We start from the raw sequence: 17,001 nt of genomic DNA on the forward strand, positions 1-17,001 counted from the left end.
CAACAATAATTTTAATTGTTCATCTCTTCATTATATTCTTCAGTAGCATCTTTAATACGCTCACTCATAGTCTGATTGCTATTGCTGTTGAATTCTTCCATAAATTCTTCAATAGCATCACTTTTTTGATCGTCATATTTTTTACGTGACTTGATCAATTCCTTGTTTAGGTCGTATAATGCCTCGTCAATTTCCTCTAGGTTTTCTAGATTCTCATCAAGGTCTGTTTCGGCATTGTTTTTCTCCATCTCATACTCTTTCATCTCCTTTTGCACGTCTGCAACAGCATCCATCACATCGTCAATTTTTAAGTAAGCTGGCATTCTATTCACCATCTCATTAAAACTCGCTCTCAAGGTTTTTTGATAGGTATTTTTTTCGTCGTCTGCAGCTTCGTACAAGGCTATGCGGTCATCCTGTACTTTAGCATAATTATCAAAATTGATGATGGTCACATATCCAGTATCGTCATAATTCACATTGTCTACAAAATCTCTGTACGCATCATAATCTATGGAAGTATCGTTTTCAAGACTTAAGCGTATGTCCACAATCTCCTCGTTAAGATCCTGCACCGCTTCTTCTACATCGGCAATACGGCTTTTGATAGCACCTTCTGTAGCATTATCATTGCTTAAAGTAGCGTTTAAACGATCCATTCTATTTCTTACGTCTTTCACTTCCTTCATGACCAGATTAGTTTTTAAATAAGCCGGCATTTGTGCTACAAAAGTTTCAAAAGAAGCGTATGCTTTTTCACCATTCATCTTGTCTCTTAGATTGGGACTTGTAGAAAGATTTTTAATGTCATTCTGCAATTGGCCATATTCCTCAAAACCTGTAATGGTTAAGTTGTTATCCTTATCCACGTTTACATTGGTTTTCATTTCGTTTGCCATCGTTTCGGCATCCTCACGGGTTACAACAGCAACGACGTCAGAATCATCTTCCGTTGCGTCGTCTTCATCATACACTTCCATGACGAGCGTCTCATCCGTTTTTTCTTCTTTACATGCTGTCATCGCTAGAGAAACAGCAATCATTGTTATAAATATCTTTTTCATAGTTTTTGGTTTTGTAATAGCAACATACGACCATTGTGTAGGAATTACCCTTAATTTAATCATAAGTCTAGCGTGTGGAAGTCTATACCGCTTGATAATTAACACATATTATTATCGCATTAAAACCGAATTAACATACCGAGATCATGAGATGGGAAGCATCTGCATGGAAAGGAGTTGGGATGTGTAGGATGATTTCGCTTTCGCGAAAGCGAACTCTTAAAAAAGCACTCTTACAAACGGCTGCAACCCGTTTCTATAAATACTGCGATCCTCATTGAACAATACATCATAGCGAACGCCTATGACCACAGGACCATTAGAATAACCAGCGCCCAGGAATAATGCAGGAACCCAGTAATTGTCATCGAGAAATTGATCGTCCTCAAAATTTCTATTTACATTAAGCAATTCAAAATCAGAGCTAAGCTGGATCTCACGAATGGGTTGAAAGATACCGATAAAGCTACCACCTAGAATGGTGCTGGTAAAATCCAGCCCATCGTTAAAGCCATTGCGGTTATCAAAATTGCGCTTTACATAACTACCATTGAGACCGACGCCAACGCCTACATATGGATTGACCTGATAGATTGCCTGCGGTGCTACTTGAATTGCGGTGTATCCAGTGCTAAAATTGAGACCTAGATTACCTCCATAACGCACGCGATTCCAAAAGTCTGAACCAGCATCTTGAGCAACCATGCCGCTGCAAATCGAGATCCCAAAAAGTAAAGTGATTATCAGATTTTTAGAAAAAATAGAAGCCATTGTCTGAAGTTATAGTGCAATCGTTATAAATATACAAAACGCTATGCCGTACAAAGCCAATTCTTTACTTTTGCTGTAATTATCGAAAACGGGACTTTTCCCGATAGATTTATGGATAAATTTTCTTTTCTAAATGCAGCACACACTGCATTCTTTGCACAACTTTACGATGAATATCTAATCAATCCAGACCGCGTGGAGCCATCGTGGCGCGCATTTTTCCAAGGCTTTGATTTTGGAATGGAGTCTGCTGGTGATGGTGAAGTACAGGTAGTTTATGAAGATAGAGGCGAGACCAAAACAGTGGACGTGTCTGAAAAGATGCGCAAGGAATTTGAGGTGGTCCAGCTTATTGATGGCTACAGGACTCGTGGTCACTTATTTACCAAAACAAACCCAGTAAGGGAACGTCGCAAATACGAGCCTACTTTAGAACTATCCAACTTTGGACTTTCTGATGCAGATTTGAATACAGAGTTTGAATCTGGCGAATTGATCGGTTTAGGTAAAACCACCTTGAAGAATATTGTCAATCACTTGAAGCAAGTGTATTGTGACAGTATCGGTGTAGAATATATGTATGTGCGTTCTCCAGAGCAGGTCAAATGGATACAGAGCTGGTTGCATAGAAACAACAATCACCCAGATTTTGATAAATCCCAAAAATTACAGATTCTTAAGAAGCTTAATGAAGCAGTTTCTTTTGAATCCTTTTTGCATACAAAATACGTAGGACAGAAACGTTTCTCTTTAGAAGGGAACGAGTCGTTGATTCCTGCATTGGACAGCTTGATTGAAAACGCTGCAGATAAAGGCGTGAATCAGTTTGTGCTGGGAATGGCGCACCGTGGTCGTTTGAATGTGTTGAGTAACATCTTCGGCAAGCCGGTGTCTGATATCTTTTCAGAATTTGATGGTAAGGATTACGAGCAGGATATTTTTGATGGTGACGTTAAGTATCACTTAGGTTATACCAGCAAACGTAAAACCGATAATGGGAATCAAATCAACATCAACATTGTTCCCAACCCATCACACTTAGAAACCGTAGGCGCCGTAGTAGAAGGTATTGCGCGAGCAAAACAAGACATGCATACGCCAGACGACTTTTCTAAAGTATTGCCTATCGTACTGCACGGTGATGCGGCGATCGCAGGGCAAGGTGTAGTTTATGAAGTGGTGCAAATGGCAAAACTGGATGCCTATAAAACCGCTGGTACCATTCACCTAGTGGTGAACAACCAGGTAGGCTTTACTACAAATTATCTGGATGCTAGATCAAGCACCTATTGTACTGACATTGCTAAAGTGACTTTATCGCCTGTACTTCACGTCAATGCAGACGATGCAGAAGCTGTGGTACACGCCATGAACTTTGCATTTGAATATAGAATGCAGTTTCAGAGTGATGTATTTATCGACCTGTTGGGTTATAGAAAATACGGTCACAATGAAGGTGACGAGCCACGATTCACGCAACCACAATTGTATAAAGCCATCAGCAAGCATGAGAATCCGCGAGATATTTATGCAGATAAATTGTTGAAAGCTGGATTCATTGAGGAAAATACAGTGGCAGATCTAGAGAAGGCCTACAAAGACAAATTAGAGGATCAATTGATCACTTCCAGAAAACAAGAAAACACGGTGATCACGCCATTCATGCAGGATGAATGGGAAGGTTATGAAACGGCAGATGAAGAATTGATGATGAAGGTCGTCAAGTCTGGCGTGAAGAAAAAGACCCTTGAAGAGATCACTAAAACTATATCAACATTACCTAAGGATGAAAACTTCATCCGCAAGATCAAGAAGATTGTAGAATCCCGTCAGCAAATGTGGGATGAGGACAAACTGGATTGGGCCATGGGCGAGCACCTAGCTTACGGTTCCTTGATGCTAGAAGGCTACAATGTAAGAATGAGCGGTCAGGACGTGGAACGTGGAACTTTTTCTCACCGTCATGCGGTAGTAAAATCCGAGAATCATGAGAACGAATTTATTCTGCACAATTTCCTAGATGCAGAAGGTAAGATGGAAATCTATAACTCACACCTTTCAGAATATGGAGTAGTAGGTTTTGAGTATGGTTATGCCATGGCACAGCCAGAGACCTTGACCATTTGGGAAGCACAGTTTGGTGATTTCTCAAACGGTGCACAAATCATGATTGACCAGTACATCAGTGCTGGTGAGGACAAATGGAAAAATCAAAACGGACTGGTATTGCTATTGCCACATGGTTATGAAGGCCAAGGCGCAGAGCATTCCAGTGCGAGAATGGAGCGTTATTTACAATTGTGTGCTAAGGACAATATGTGGATGGCAAACTGTACGACGCCAGCAAACATGTTTCACCTATTGAGACGCCAGATGCTGGTCAACTACCGCAAGCCGTTGACCGTTTTTACTCCTAAATCATTGTTGAGAAGCCCACGTGCAGTGAGCTCTATTGATGAGTTTGTCAATGGTCATTTTCAAGAAGTGATCGATGTGGATGGTGACGCTTTCGCGAAAGCGGAAACCCTAGTATTCACTAGTGGTAAATTCTACTATGATCTATTGGAATATAGAGAAGAACACGACCGCAATGATGTTGCCCTTGTACGTGTGGAACAATTGTTCCCGCTACCGGTGGAGCAGATCAAGGAAGTGATCAAAAAATACGGATCCAAGGATGTCGTATGGGCGCAGGAAGAACCGCGCAACATGGGAGCTTATTCCCATTTAATGTTGCACATGCCAGAAACCAGAACATGGCGCGTGTGCTCAAGAAACATGTATGCCGCACCAGCTAGTGGAAGCTCTACAAGATCCAAAGCTAGACAGGCACGAGTAATAGAAGACGTATTTAATACCAACAAATAGCATTATGGCTCTAGAAATGAAAGTGCCCTCACCGGGCGAGTCGATTACAGAAGTAGAAATAGCAGAATGGCTGGTTGCCGATGGTGACTGGGTTGAAAAAGACCAGGCCATTGCAGAGGTAGATAGCGACAAGGCCACACTGGAATTACCAGCAGAGGCCAGCGGTATCATCACGCTTAAAGCTGAAGAAGGAGACGCTGTTGCCGTAGGTGCCGTCGTTTGCCTTATCGATACTGAAGCAGAAAACCCTAACGCTGGCGGCTCATCAGACAAAAAGTCTGAAGCAGATAGCAATGAAGAAGATGCTAAAAAAGCACCATCGTCCATGGGTAAAGGTGATGAAGGTGGCGGCAAGGCTCCAGAAAAAGAGATCGCCAAAAAAGATGACAAAACTGCGGACAAAAAGAATTCTGAAAAGGCACCACAGCCTAATCAGGCCAAAGATACTTATGCCAGCGGCACACCTAGTCCTGCTGCAAGAAAGGTACTTGATGAGAAAGGAATTGATACCAATTCTGTTAGTGGTTCTGGTCGTGATGGCCGCATCACTAAAGACGATGCTGTAAAGGCAGAAGGAAAGGCATCTATGGGAACTCCAGGAAATGGATCACGTGGCGAGTCACGTTCCAAGCTTTCTATGTTGCGTAGAAAAGTAGCAGAACGTCTGGTAAGTGCCAAGAATGAAACAGCGATGCTTACCACTTTCAACGAGGCAGACATGCACGCAATTTTTGCATTGCGTACAGAATATAAAGACGCCTTTAAAGCTAAGCATGGCGTTTCTCTAGGGTTTATGTCTTTCTTCACAAAAGCAGTGGTCAGAGCATTAGACATGTATCCAGCAGTGAACTCTATGATCGACGGTAAGGAGATGGTGTCTTATGACTTTAAGGATATTTCCATTGCTGTATCAGGACCTAAAGGATTGATGGTTCCCGTGATTAGAAATGCAGAGAACCTATCTTTTAGAGGTGTAGAACAAGAAGTAAAACGACTGGCACTAAGAGCTCGTGACGGTGAGATCACCGTGGACGAAATGACTGGTGGAACATTTACCATCACAAATGGTGGTGTCTTTGGTAGCATGATGAGTACACCTATTATCAATCCGCCGCAGAGTGCGATCCTAGGAATGCACAATATTATCGAGCGACCAGTGGTTATTGATGGCGATATTGTTGCAAGACCTATGATGTACCTAGCGGTTTCTTATGATCACAGAATCATCGACGGTAAGGAATCGGTAGGATTCTTAGTAGCGATCAAAGAAGCACTGGAAAATCCCATTGAGCTGTTGATGGATAACGATGTCAAGAAGGCATTGGAGCTATAGAAATATTGTTGAACCAATAAAGAGCGACAGCATCGCACCGAGCGTGTCGAAATGTCGAAATATGGTTTTACTATAAAATATGTTTAAAAAGCGACCTCAATCGAGGTCGCTTTTTATTTTTTCACTTTCGCGCCTGCCTATCTGCAGACGAGAATGCGAAATAATTCAGACGCTGAGGTCATTTTCATGGAATGGCGCAGTATATTTTGCCGTTCAAAACAATCCAAATACATGAGGTGCCTATTATTCATCTTACCCGTATTATTTTTCTCTTGCAAAAATGAAAATCAGCCTGAAAAGCAACTAGAAATCCCACAATCAGAAAACGAGGTAAAAACCTATCAAGCCGAGTTAGCCTATGAATATAAGGCCCAACTAGGTGAAGGTGCCTTATGGGATGCCGCAACGCAGAGGCTTTATTGGATCGATATTTTTGGAAAGGAACTCCATGTTTTTGATCCAGTAACCCATACAGACAAAACCTATGATACAGGATCGGTTGTAGGAACGGTAGTTTCCGTAAATGATGAGAAAGTGATGGTCGCTTTGGTAGAGGGAATTTTTTCTATTGATTTAACTACTGGAGCTGTTGAGTTGTTTTCAGACACCACGGATACTGAAGTTCCGGGTCGATTTAATGACGGCAAAGTAGATCCCAATGGGAATTTCTGGGTAGGATCCATGCCATGGGATCAAGAAGCTAGAATGGGTAAGCTCTATAAAATCGATGGTGAAGGAAATGCAACAGTAATGCTTACTGGTATAGGTATATCCAATGGTATTGTATGGGCAAAGGATAAATCGACCATGTATTCTATAGACACCAAGCTCAATAACGTGCGAGCTTTTGATTATGATGTCGCTACCAGTACCATAAGTAACGAGCGTGTCGTTGTTGAAGTTCCGGAAGAATTGGGAAATCCAGACGGTATGGCGATTGATGAAAATGACCAGCTCTGGATTGGACTATGGAACGGCGGTATCGTTGCCCACTATGACCCTAAAAGCGGCGAACTTTTATCTAAAATTGAAGTTCCTGCACATAATGTGACTTCTTGCGCTTTTGGCGGCGAGAATCTGGACGAGCTTTACATCACAACCGCAACCCAAGATATGACAGATGAAGAGATTGAAAAATATCCTCTGGCAGGTTCTGTTTTTGTGGTGAAACCTGGTGTACAAGGAGTAAAAAGTGCTGTTTTCGGCAAAAGCAACTAATACAGTAAAAAAACAAAGCCATCTGAAAAACGGTAGGTTTTTCAAGATGGCTTGATGTTGTAGGTTTTAAGATGAGACTAAATCCTATCAGCAATTGAAGCTTGACTCACTGGAATGTTGCGATCTATTTTTCCAATCATACCTTGTAAAGCCTTACCTGGGCCAACCTCGATAAATTCAGTAGCACCATCTTTGATCATTTCTTGAATAGACTGCGTCCATTTTACGGGAGCTGTAAGCTGGTAGATCAAATTAGTCACTATATCGTCTGTAGCTGTGGTAGCTAGATTCGTCACATTCTGATAGACGGGACATTTAGGCTTCTCAAATTCTGTTGCGTCAATAGCTTTGGCAAGGCGTTCTCTGGCTGGTTCCATTAATGGAGAATGAAAAGCACCACCAACAGGTAAGACCAAAGTTCTCTTGGCGCCTTTTTCCTTGAGTTTTTCGCAAGCCGCCTCAACGGCAGGAATTTCTCCAGAAATCACCAACTGGCCTGGACAATTATAATTGGCCGCAACCACAACACCACGAGTATCACTACAGACACGTTCAATAATGTCGTCCTGCAAACCTAATATGGCAGCCATGGTACTGGCCTGCATCTCACAGGCATCTTGCATGGCAAGAGCGCGTTCGCTAACAATGCGTAATCCATCTTCAAAACTCAATGCGCCAACGGCAGTCAAAGCACTTAATTCGCCTAGACTGTGACCTGCGACCATATCTGGAGCAAAATCATCACCCATTACTTTAGCTAGAATAACCGAATGTAAAAAAACCGCAGGTTGTGTCACCTTGGTTTCTTTGAGCTCTTCTGCAGTGCCTTCAAACATGATTTTAGAAATATCAAAGCCTAAAATCTCATTGGCTTTATGAAATAGATCTCGAGCCACCTCAAAGTGGTCATATAAGTCTTTTCCCATTCCCGTAAACTGGGCTCCTTGACCAGGAAATACGTATGCTTTCATATATTACTTTCTTAATTCAAATTTAAGGGATTATTTGGAGTTTGGCTTTAGCTATCCGTTCTAGGAATACTCGTCTAAAACAACTAAATCCTGAATGTTGTAATGCAAACAACCTAAGAACTAACGAAGCTCCCAAGTCTCATAATCAAAAGAGTACTTGTGGCGCTCATCAGTGCCGTGAGAAGTACTGTTTACCAGTTTCCATTTGGACTTGTCGATGCGTGGGAAGTAGGCATCAGCATCAAAGGTTCCATGTACTCTGGTCAGTTCGATTTTGTTGGCATATGACATACCTAGCGAGTAGATCTCGCCGCCACCTATAATAAATGGACTAGCATCATTACCTACAGCAGCTAGTGCCGTGTCCATATCGTGAACGATGATGGCATGATCACTGGTATAATTTTTATCACGTGTAATCACGATATGAGTACGATTAGGTAATGGCTTGTCAAAGCTGTCAAAGGTTTTGCGACCCATGATGATATGGTGACCTGTGGTCAAAGCTTTAAACCTCTTGAAATCATCTGGTAAATGCCAGACGATCTCGCCATTTTTACCTAGCTCATTATTTTCTCCAGCGGCCGCGATCATGGTGATTGTTTTGCTATTGGGAAGTGGAGCCATGGGATTATCCAGTTTCACCTCAGGCAATGGATGATTTTTGTCCACTTTGGATTGGAGCTTTTGGATCTTGTCCACTTGCTTTTGAACCAGTCTCTCGTACTGTCGCTTTTCCCATTCGGGACCTAGAATTCTCTTAGTGATGAATACATTAAAGGCGTGATAGGCAAGAAGTAGGAACCAGACCATGATAACCCAGATCCACCAGTCAATACCTAGAAACTGCGGTATTTCTTCCTGGATTAACAACTGGCTCGCAATGATCAAACCTACTGATCCTATTAGGAAAACCACAAAATGCGTGAATAATCTACGTTTTTGCTTGATGCGCAATCTCGCATTCTCAATCATCTCCTTTTGATCGGGATCGATTGCCTTACGTTCTCTTTTCTTACTACCTAACATTGGATTACATTTATATCAAATTTACGTGTTACACGCCATTCACTTTCTTAACCTATGTATAATTTAAGAACGCACTATCCTGCGCTCCAGGATTACACCTATCTCAACACCGCAGCTCATGGATTGATTAGTACCGTGGTGGTAGATTATAAGGCTTCCCTAAATCATGAGCTACTTCATCATCCAGCTTATTTTGCTGAGCGGCGCACACCATTTATGAACGAAGTGCGCAACAGTCTTTCCAGCTATCTTGATTCACATTACCATCTCACGGCTCTAGTATCTAATTTTTCACTCGCGTTCAATGCATTGCTGGAAGGTATTCCAGCCACAAAGAAGTTTTTACTGGTCAAAGGTGATTACCCATCCGTCAACTGGCCGGTAGAGGCTCGTAAATTTCAATGCTGTTATGCAGACCTCAATGCCTCTTTAGAAGAAAATATATGGCAAGCCTGTGAGCAACACCAGCCAGATTTCTTGGCATTGTCCATAGTCCAATATATTTCTGGTATTAGGATAAGCTTGAAGTTTTTGAAGGATCTAAAAGTCCAATTTCCGGACTTGATCATCATCGCAGATGGAACCCAGTATATAGGTGTGGAAGAATTTCGCTTTCGCGAAAGCGGAATAGACATACTCGCCGCATCCTGTTATAAATGGCTCGACGCTGGCGACGGTAATGCTTTTATCACCTTCAAAGAAGATGTGGTGGAACGGATCAAACCAAAATTTACCGGATTCAATAGCGTGCAGGATTTCAAGAACGACCGCGGCAGTTTTATGGGGCATTTTGAGCCTGGACATCAGGACATGATGGCCTTCGGTGGTTTGCAAAAAGCTGTTGAGTTTTGCGATGAATACGGTATGCAGCACATTGAAAAGCAAATAAAAATCCTTACTGATGCCGCGATGGATGCCTTTACACAACGTAACCTTTTAAAGCCTGAAGTAACGGCACGCGATCGTCATTCTTCTATTTTTAATATTAGCGGTGATGAGGTCTTGATGGAACGTCTAAGTGATCAAAACATCATCGTATCACAGCGTGGCGATGGCTTGCGCGTGAGCTTTTCCTATTACAACTCGATGGATGACCTGCATCGTTTGCTGGATGTGATCGACAGCCATTAAGGTTAATGCAGACGTCACCTTAAAAATGGAGATTGATTTGAGTCAACCATTTGTCAAGATGGATCTTAAAGAAAGCGCTTTTATTACGACTGTAATATCATATCTTAAACTTTAAAGGGTGTTGTGGTCATGTATAGTCGGTTTCTTTGAAAATGGCTAGCCTAAGCTCTAAGTTTGATAAAATTGTACTCCATGTTTGTTTATAGAAGTTTTCTCTTTGCGGTCTTACTAGCTTTTTCATCTGCTCAGGCGCAGCAAATGCCGGTTGATTTTTCAGAAGATGAAGACGTCTTCACTGGTTTTTCTGGAGCTGTATTTTCGCAAGCAAACGATCCTCAAAATAATTCAAATCCTGTAGGCAGGTTTCAAAATTCAGGGAACCAGGCTTTCGAGGGTTTCTTTATAGATTTAGATCGTCCTATCGATACTGACGAAGATAAAATCATCAATCTAAGAGTTTATGTGACAGATGCACAAGCGCACAGCATCCTTCTAAAATTAGAACGCGGAACAGATAACGATATTGAAGTCCCTAAAGGGATCCCAGCAGGAGCGGCAAATCGCTGGGTAGATCTAAGCTTTGATTTTGGGAATGCAGTAGTAAGCGGTACCAACACGGTAATAAATGCCAATGGTTCTTATGACCGACTCACCATTTTCTTGGAACCTAATGAAAATAAGGCAGGAACCTTCTTCATTGATGATATCGATGACGGTTCTACCCCAACAGGTCAGAATATGATTGATATCGTTTATGATCAGTTAGTGTGGAGTGATGAATTTGAAACCACTGCCGGAGCAAAGCAACCTATCGATCCAGAGAATTGGTTTCATCAAACTCAATTGCCTGCTGGTGGTAGCTGGTTTAATGGTGAGCAACAGCATTATACGGACCGCATTGATAATTCCTATATGGAAGATGGGTTTTTGTACATCAATGCTAAACGGGAGACTTTTACAGATCAAGGAGAAACGAAACAGTACACATCTGCCAGATTGAATTCAAAATTTGCTTTTACTTACGGCCGTGTTGACGTGAGAGCAAAACTGCCTTTAGGTGATGGTACCTGGCCAGCAATCTGGACATTAGGCAAAAACATCAATGAAGATGGTGGATTTTGGGATGATGAATTTGGTACGGTGAACTGGCCTGCTCCTGGAGAAATAGACATTATGGAACACGGTCTTGCGGCACCTAACGAAGTTTCAAGTGCGCTACACACACCTAGTAGTTTTGGAAATACGGTCAATGTGAAGAAACGTATTTTAGAAAATGTAGCAGACAATTTTTACGTGTACTCCATGAATTGGTCACCTAACCAAATCACCTTTTTGATTGACGATGTTCCTTATTACACCTACAGTCCAACAGTCAAGGATGATAGCACATATCCATTTACAAAGGATCAATACATTTTACTGAATGTTGCAATGGGAGGCATCGCCGGCAACATCGACCCTAACTTTACAGAAAGCCCTATGGTAATCGATTATGTGCGAGTCTATCAACAAGGCACTGCCAGCATAGGTGATGAAGAATTAAATAAAATACAATTGTTCCCTAATCCAGCCACAGACCTGGTGAGCATCCAGTCAGTCAATCCTATTGAGACCATAGAAATTTATTCTATACTAGGCTCTAAAATTCAAACATTGCAAACGTCAAACAATAGCTTCTCAGTCAGCAGTCTGTCTAGTGGAATGTATCTGGTAAAATTATTTTCAGGAACTGCAACTAGCACAAAGAGATTGATGGTGAAGTAAAATATCTTTAGTGATTCGCTTTCCTGTCTGCCGACAGGCAGGCGCGATAGTGAAATTTTAAGACCAATATCAATTTAATCGAACTGTTTTTCTTTAAAGATTTGTTCTGTTAAATACTGTGAATCAAGGTTAAACGTGGTTAAAGCTTAATTGCTATATCCAGCTTATCTATAATTTTAGCGTAACTAAACAGAAAGATTATGAAAAATATACTTGTAACAGTGTTTGTGGCTTTATGTGCCTCATTTATCGCTACCGGTCAACAGATTAAAGACAAGTCTACTGAAACCGTCACTAAAGAAGTGATGCAGGACGGCAAAAAAGTCTTTGAATATAAAGTAATTACCGAAGAGATTAAAAACCTACAGTTCAAAAAAGAAGACGCTAACGATACCAATCAAGAATTGGACCTAGATGGTTCACCTACTAAAATCATCAAAACCGTTTGGATCGATAAAGATGTCGATGGTGTTTATGATAAGAAAATCACCTTGACATACAATAGCGAGTATGATGCAGATATGGAGTTTGAAACCATTGCAGATGGTATTGTATTCACTAACCATCAAGGTCAAACCCAAATGATTACAGATCTAGGGTTCTATGTGATGAACGCATCACAGGATGATGAGGTGTATATCAATGTAGATACCACATCAGTGACTTATTAAGAAAAACCATTTTTAATAAGGAAGCCCAGAAACTAATGTTTCTGGGCTTTTTTTATAGGCAAGTATTTGGCTAGTGATCTATTGCTTAATCGCTTCATTTCAACTTTTAAATTAATGATCGAGATAGTAATAAAACGTCTGACACAAATTCGATCAATTCTCGACACCTGCTAATTGAGGATGTAAGTTGTTGCTTTTCTATCGACTACATCTTTCAACAGCGTAGTATTTTGCAGTTTATCTATTAAATTATCAAATGATAATAAATTTTATAAACCACGTAAAATCAAAACATTAAAGCAAAAATGTTTTCTCATCTTGTACATTAAGCAGAAAAATAATGCTTTTTATCGATTAAAAGATTTATCTATGCTGTTCACAAGTTTTGTAAAAATGAATAAAAGATTTTTTATTGCTGTATTAGTTTGTTTCAGCTTGATTGTCGTAAAGGCTCAGGTAGGACTTAATACAATCACTCCAGAAGCTTTTCTTGATGTCGCCTCTACAGATGCCGGTGTATTGTTGCCTAGAATCACATTAACCAATAGGACGAGCGCAGCTCCAGTAACTAATCCCAATGGTGGATCTCTAGTAGATGGCACCATGGTGTGGAATACAGGATTAGGAGCGTTGCAGCCTGCGGGCTTTTATTACTGGCAAAACGGTCAATGGAATCAATTGCTAGCTGACAACGAACAACAGGTCTATTTTGGTAAGATGATAATAGATGCAGCTGGTTCAAAAACGATCACAGGAATTCCTTTTAGACCGAAATCTATAGAATTTACAGCCTATAATAAAGTTTCTGCCTATAATGTAAAATATCGATCTGGAAATAATAATTCTAACGACTTAAGAATGGCAGCTGGTTACTCAACGGGTTATGCAACATTGGTTGGAGGGAATATTCAACAGCAAGCGATTGCAGAAGGACATAATGGAAGTAGTATTAATAATATTGGGGCTTATTCTGCATCTGATCGTTGTATTGCGGCTTATTATGTCAATAATAACGGTTTACCTATAGGTACAACAAATGGTTCTATTACAGAGGCAGGAGTAACGGAAGCTGAACTGACCAGTTTTGACGTCAATGGATTCTCATTGAATGTTCGAAGTTTTATCTCTGGAGAAGATTTAGTGGTACTTTTTAAAGCCTACAAATATTAAATATTAATTATCACTCATGATAATAAAACTCAGAGGCAGCTGCTTCTGGTTTTTTTGATTTTTTGAACTACTCCGCATTTCTCTAGCCAATAGAGAGATCTCCGCCTAGGCAAGATTTAATGCGCCTCTAACCAATTCTCACCAACTCCAACTTCTACATCTAGCGGTACGCTCATTTTATAGGCGTTTTGCATTTCTTCCTGAATCAGTTTTTTCATGTCTTCCAATTCATCATTGTGAATGTCAAAGACCAATTCATCATGTACCTGCAACAACATTTTTGATTTGCAGTTGAGCTCCTCAAGTTTCTTATGAATATTGATCATCGCAATCTTGATGATGTCTGCCGCACTACCTTGTATAGGTGCGTTCACGGCATTACGCTCGGCAGCGCCTCGCACGACCGCGTTAGAACTATTGATGTCTTTTAAATAGCGACGTCTGCCTAGCACCGTTTCCACATAACCGTTCTCTCTCGCAAAGGCGACCTGATCATCCATATAGGCGCGCAGCTTGGGATAGGTTTTATAGTAGGTGTCGATCAGTTCTTTGGCTTCACTGCGGTCCAGGTCGGTTTGATTGCTCAACCCAAATGCCGAAACTCCATAGATGATTCCAAAATTCACGGTTTTGGCATTGCTGCGTTGTTCTCTAGTCACGTCTTCCAGAGCGACGTCAAAAACTTTAGCTGCCGTAGAGGCGTGAATATCTTCACCACTCTGGAACGCAGCCATCATGTTTTCTTCTTCACTCAACGCTGCGATAATGCGCAATTCAATTTGCGAGTAATCGGCTGCGAGAAGCGTGTAATTTTCATCACGTGGGACAAAGGCCTTGCGCACCTGTCGACCACGTTCAGTTCTGATAGGAATATTTTGCAGGTTGGGATCTGTCGAGCTCAATCTACCGGTTGCCGCCACGGTTTGCATGTAATTGGTATGGATGCGTTGCGTGTCTGGATTCACCTGATTAGGCAAGGCATCCACATAGGTGCTTTGCAACTTTGCCAGACCGCGATATTCCAGGACATCTGCGATGATCTGGTGGTCTTTGGCAAGGTAACTCAACACATCTTCAGCGGTGGAATATTGACCGGTCTTAGTCTTTTTAGGCTTGTCCACCAGCTTCAACTTCCCAAAAAGGATTTCTCCCAACTGCTTCGGCGAGCCTATGTTGAACTCTTCGCCAGCTTCCTTATAGATGTTTTTTTCCAGCGCAGCGATATCTTCTGTTAGCTTTCGCGAAAGCGAACTCAAATAATCCTCGTCCAGATTGATTCCTTCAATTTCCATGTCAGCAAGCACTCTCAACAACGGGATCTCGATGTCTGCAAAGAGTTTATCGGTGCCTGCGGCTTTGAGCTCTGGCGTAAAATGTTGCTTGAGTTGGAAGGTGATATCTGCATCCTCTACCGCATATTCCTTGACTTTTTCCACGTCCACATCACGCATGGATTTTTGGTTCTTGCCTTTTTTACCGATCAGCTCCACGATGGATTGAGGCGTGTAGTTGAGATAGGTTTCTGCCAAAATATCCATGTTGTGGCGCATGTCTGGATTGATGAGATAATGCGCAAGCATGGTGTCAAAAATGGGTCCTTTAACATCTACCTGGTACTTATCCAGCACCTTGATGTCATACTTTAAATTCTGTCCAATCTTCTCAATTTCTGCCGATTCAAAAAATGGCTTGAGTTGATCCACCACGGCTTGAGCCTGCTCGCGATCTTGAGGAATAGGCAGGTAGTATCCTTTTCCTTTTTCCCAGCAAAAGGCGATCCCAACAAGTTCTGCAGCTAGTGGATCCAGACTGGTAGTCTCTGTATCAAAACAGACGCTGGTTTGCTTCATGAGGGTTTGAAGGAACAACTTGGTTCCCATTCCTTCCTGTACGACTTGGTATAGGTGGTCTGTAGTAGCTAGCGTTTGTCTGCCAGTGGCTTGGGCTTCGGCTTTGGTTCCAGAACCAGGCGTATCAAACAAGGAAAACTGACCAGCTCCTGCTGATGAATCTGAACTTGAATTGGAATTTGAATCTGCAGATTCAAGGATTTCTTTAGAAAAAATCTTAGCTAGCGTCTCCTTAGCCCTACGAAATTCCAACTCGTCAAAAATCTCGTGAACGGCTTCCACATCTGGATCGTCCAGAGTGTATTTGTCGGCACTAAAGGTGACGGGACAATCTAATTTAATGGTAGCGAGTTGTTTGGAAAGACGCCCCAATTCCGCATTCTCTCTTATTTTCTCGCCCAGTTTGCCTTTGATATTCTCTGCATTTTCCAGCAAGGCTTCCATACTGCCGTACTCTTTGATGTACTTTTTGGCCGTTTTATCACCTACACCAGGCAATCCTGGAATATTATCACTGGAATCACCCATCATTCCTAGATAATCAATCACTTGTTCTGGTCGCTCTACTTCAAATCGCTTTTGAACCTCTGGAATGCCCCATATTTCAATGCCATTACCCATGCGGGCTGGCTTGTACATAAAAATCTTTTCAGAAACCAATTGTGCATAATCCTTATCTGGCGTGACCATATAGACGGTAAACCCTTCTTTTTCCGCTTGTTTTGAAAGTGTCCCAATCAAATCATCTGCCTCGATACCAGCTTCTACGACGATAGGAATGTGCATGGCTTTGAGTATGCGCTGTATGTACGGAATGGCTAGTCGTATGGCTTCTGGAGTTTCATCGCGATTCGCCTTATAATCCTCGTACAATTCGGTACGTTCTGCGCTTCCTTCCTTATCAAAAGCAACGGCAAGATATTCTGGTTTCTCACGGCGTATGACGTCAAATAAAGAGTTGGTAAAACCCATGATGGCACTGGTATCCATGCCCTGTGAATTGATTCTTGGGTTTTTGATGAGTGCGTAATAGCCTCTAAAAATTAGGGCATAGGCATCAAGTAAAAACAGTCTTTTATCGTCAGTTCCGTCGTTTGTCAAAGTGTGTGGATTTTAGGAATGCTAAGATAAAATTCTCTTGCGAGAATGAACTTGAAATTG

12 protein-coding genes are annotated in these 17,001 nt (G+C 41.6%); 7 read left to right on the plus strand and 5 right to left on the minus strand.

The features are described 5' to 3' along the window. Positions 1-11: 11 nt before the first annotated feature. On the minus strand, positions 12-1,064 hold the full coding sequence (locus BST86_RS13185; protein ID WP_146126768.1) for a V-type ATP synthase subunit I domain-containing protein: 1,053 nt from the start codon (positions 1,062-1,064) through the stop codon (positions 12-14). 219 nt (positions 1,065-1,283) lie between these two features. Further along, entirely contained in the window at positions 1,284-1,835 is a 552-nt protein-coding gene (locus tag BST86_RS13190; RefSeq protein WP_242446537.1) for an alpha-ketoglutarate decarboxylase, read from the minus strand. Positions 1,836-1,946: 111 nt separating this feature from the next. On the opposite strand from BST86_RS13190, the gene BST86_RS13195 reads away from it, so the two are divergent. The 3 genes from BST86_RS13195 (at position 1,947) to BST86_RS13205 (ending at position 7,254) form a co-directional block, all read left to right on the plus strand. Continuing rightward, positions 1,947-4,703 (plus strand): 2-oxoglutarate dehydrogenase E1 component, encoded by a 2,757-nt coding sequence (locus tag BST86_RS13195; RefSeq protein ID WP_105983652.1) that lies wholly within the window; start codon positions 1,947-1,949, stop codon positions 4,701-4,703. A 4-nt stretch (positions 4,704-4,707) separates the two neighbouring features. After that, positions 4,708-6,036, plus strand: coding sequence for a 2-oxoglutarate dehydrogenase complex dihydrolipoyllysine-residue succinyltransferase (odhB, locus tag BST86_RS13200; RefSeq protein ID WP_105983653.1), 1,329 nt, complete (start codon positions 4,708-4,710; stop codon positions 6,034-6,036). Positions 6,037-6,267: 231 nt separating this feature from the next. Beyond that, complete coding sequence (locus BST86_RS13205; protein ID WP_172443352.1) at positions 6,268-7,254, plus strand: SMP-30/gluconolactonase/LRE family protein; 987 nt, start codon at positions 6,268-6,270, stop codon at positions 7,252-7,254. A 77-nt stretch (positions 7,255-7,331) separates the two neighbouring features. Here BST86_RS13205 and fabD read toward each other — a convergent pair whose 3' ends face one another. Together fabD and BST86_RS13215 are read right to left on the minus strand one after the other, a co-directional pair. Next, positions 7,332-8,225, minus strand: coding sequence for an ACP S-malonyltransferase (gene fabD, locus BST86_RS13210; protein WP_105983655.1), 894 nt, complete (start codon positions 8,223-8,225; stop codon positions 7,332-7,334). Positions 8,226-8,345: 120 nt separating this feature from the next. Continuing rightward, on the minus strand, positions 8,346-9,254 hold the full coding sequence (locus BST86_RS13215; protein WP_105983656.1) for a dihydrofolate reductase: 909 nt from the start codon (positions 9,252-9,254) through the stop codon (positions 8,346-8,348). 54 nt (positions 9,255-9,308) lie between these two features. On the opposite strand from BST86_RS13215, the gene BST86_RS13220 reads away from it, so the two are divergent. The 4 genes from BST86_RS13220 (at position 9,309) to BST86_RS13235 (ending at position 13,990) form a co-directional block, all read left to right on the plus strand. Beyond that, the gene (locus BST86_RS13220) at positions 9,309-10,385 is read left to right on the plus strand and encodes an aminotransferase class V-fold PLP-dependent enzyme (protein WP_105983657.1); all 1,077 of its coding nucleotides are present in this window, start codon (positions 9,309-9,311) and stop codon (positions 10,383-10,385) included. Between the two features lie 192 nt (positions 10,386-10,577). After that, positions 10,578-12,149: a family 16 glycosylhydrolase gene (locus BST86_RS13225; protein ID WP_105983658.1), complete on the plus strand. Its 1,572-nt coding sequence runs from the start codon at positions 10,578-10,580 to the stop codon at positions 12,147-12,149. A 200-nt stretch (positions 12,150-12,349) separates the two neighbouring features. Beyond that, entirely contained in the window at positions 12,350-12,820 is a 471-nt protein-coding gene (locus BST86_RS13230) for a hypothetical protein (protein ID WP_105983659.1), read from the plus strand. 393 nt (positions 12,821-13,213) lie between these two features. Further along, complete coding sequence (locus BST86_RS13235; RefSeq protein WP_105983660.1) at positions 13,214-13,990, plus strand: hypothetical protein; 777 nt, start codon at positions 13,214-13,216, stop codon at positions 13,988-13,990. A gap of 116 nt (positions 13,991-14,106) precedes the next feature. Here BST86_RS13235 and polA read toward each other — a convergent pair whose 3' ends face one another. Continuing rightward, positions 14,107-16,941, minus strand: a complete 2,835-nt coding sequence (gene polA, locus BST86_RS13240; RefSeq protein WP_105983661.1) for a DNA polymerase I — start codon at positions 16,939-16,941, stop codon at positions 14,107-14,109. Between the last annotated feature and the right edge of the window lie 60 nt (positions 16,942-17,001).

The sequence above is a fragment of the Nonlabens agnitus genome (assembly GCF_002994045.1).
GTDB classification, from domain to species: domain Bacteria; phylum Bacteroidota; class Bacteroidia; order Flavobacteriales; family Flavobacteriaceae; genus Nonlabens; species Nonlabens agnitus.